Here is a 1,795-nt window from a genome sequence, read left to right on the forward strand (position 1 = left end):
GCCCCGCATCACTCCCCTTGATCGCGGGGCTTTTTTCTTGTGCCGCGGCCCTGCCGCGGCGGCGAAGCACGTCGGGCGGGAACGCACGGCGATCATTTCCGCGCGGTGATGCCGAGCCAGTCGCAGAGCACCCGATCCGCCGCCATCACGCCGATGCGGCGCGTGGCGGAGAAGCCCACGACGGCGATCGCGTGCGCCTGGGCCGGGTAGCGCGCCGCGAGCTGAGCGCGGATGCCGACCACGGCACCGCGCTGCTCGGACTGGTTCAGCTTGTCGCTCTTGGTGGCGAGCACGAGCACGGGCCGCGCAGAGGGCACGAACACGTCGAGGACCGTGAAGTCGAGCGGCTTCAGGCCGTGGCGCGCATCGGCGACCAGCACGAGACCGACGAGGGTGTCGCGGGTGGTCAGGTACTCCCAGAGGAAGTCCTGCCACTCGCGCTTGACGTCGCGTGCGACCGCGGCATAGCCGTAGCCCGGCAGGTCGGCCGCGAGGCCGCCGCTTCTCAGCTGGAACAGGTTGATCTGCTGCGTGCGGCCGGGCGTCCGGCTCGTGAACGCGAGTCGGGTACGCGTAGCGAGCGCATTGATCGCACTCGACTTGCCCGCGTTGGATCGGCCGGCGAACGCGATTTCCGGCGGTCCGGGCGGCGGCAGCTGGGAACGCCCGGCGGCACCGATGACGAATTGCGCCCCCACGAGCGCCAGGGGTTGCTCGGGGGGCTGCACATCCGCGCCTTGGGGCGCGCCGGACGGCTCCGGTACAATGTTGCGTTTGTTCACGACGGGAGCGGCCCCGGGGCGCGACGACTCGCCCGCGGCTGCCGAATCGAGGAGCCTTGCCGATGAAATCCCTGCTGCTGCTGGCCCTGATTGCCGGACCGGCGCTTGCCGCGGTGCCTACGCTGGCGACCGCGCAGAACGACATGGAGCGCGGCCGCAAGATCGCCACCGAGGTCTGCGCCGCTTGTCACGGTGCCGACGGCAACAGCCCCACCGCGGTCAATCCCAACATCGCGGGGCAGCACGCCGACTATATCACCCTGCAGCTCGCGCACTTCAAGGCGGGAGTGCGCGCGAACGCCGTGATGCTCGGCATGGCCACGCCGCTGTCGGCCGACGACATGCGCGCGGTCGCGCTCTACTACTCGCGCCAGAAGCCCAAGGGGCTTGCCGCCAAGGACATCGAGCTCGTCAAGGCCGGGCAGGCGCTGTGGCGCGGCGGCGACGCCGCCACCGGCGTGCCGGCCTGCAGCGCGTGCCACAGCCCGACCGGCGCGGGAGTTCCCAAGAGCTATCCGCGCATCGCCGGGCAGTACGCGGACTACACCTCCGCGCAGCTCAAGGCGTTCAAGTCGGGCGAGCGCGGCATGGACAAGGACGGCAAGGACGCCAACGGTCGCGTGATGCACGGCGTGGTCAAGGCAATGACCGACCGGCAGATGAGGGCGGTCGCGGAGTACGCCGCGGGACTGCGCTGACCGGAACGAACCGGTATCGACACGGGCGGCACGGATCTCCGGGCCGCCCGTTGCGTTTCCGGATCCCGGAAGAGGGGAAGGAGTCATGCGACGCGCGACGATCGCCGGCCTGTCGATCTACCCCGTGAAGAGCTGCCGGGGCGCCGACATCCGGCAGGTGCACGTGCTGCCTACCGGCCTCGCGCACGACGGCATCCGTGACCGCGAGTGGATGGTGGTCGACCCGCGCGGCCGCTTCGTCACGCAGCGCGAGGTCCCGGATCTCGCCCTGGTCCGGGCTCTGGTGCGGGACGCCCGCCTCGAACTCCTCGTGCC

General features: G+C 70.9%; 3 protein-coding genes. 2 read left to right on the forward strand and 1 reads right to left on the reverse strand.

Annotated features, from left to right (window positions below):
- Window positions 1-92 precede the first annotated feature (92 nt).
- Window positions 93-782 (reverse strand): ribosome biogenesis GTP-binding protein YihA/YsxC, encoded by a 690-nt coding sequence (yihA, locus tag WB308_RS00335; protein ID WP_424187845.1) that lies wholly within the window; start codon window positions 780-782, stop codon window positions 93-95.
- Window positions 783-844: 62 nt separating this feature from the next.
- Here yihA and WB308_RS00340 point away from each other — a divergent pair, with 62 nt between their 5' ends.
- Window positions 845-1,480 carry a c-type cytochrome gene (locus tag WB308_RS00340; RefSeq protein WP_424187847.1) on the forward strand — a complete coding sequence of 212 codons (636 nt, stop codon included), beginning with the start codon at window positions 845-847 and terminating at the stop codon, window positions 1,478-1,480.
- 85 nt (window positions 1,481-1,565) lie between these two features.
- Window positions 1,566-1,795 (forward strand): MOSC N-terminal beta barrel domain-containing protein (locus WB308_RS00345; protein ID WP_424187849.1); only part of this gene is annotated, 230 nt, incomplete at its 3' end.

Source organism: Sulfuricurvum sp., assembly GCF_049587615.1.
In the GTDB taxonomy this organism is placed as follows: Bacteria; Campylobacterota; Campylobacteria; order Campylobacterales; family Sulfurimonadaceae; genus Sulfuricurvum.

Coding starts and splice junctions, on each gene's coding strand:
- WB308_RS00340 (WP_424187847.1), top strand. CDS start 845: ATGAAATCCCTGCTGCTGCTGGCCCTGATTGCCGGACCGGCGCTTGCC.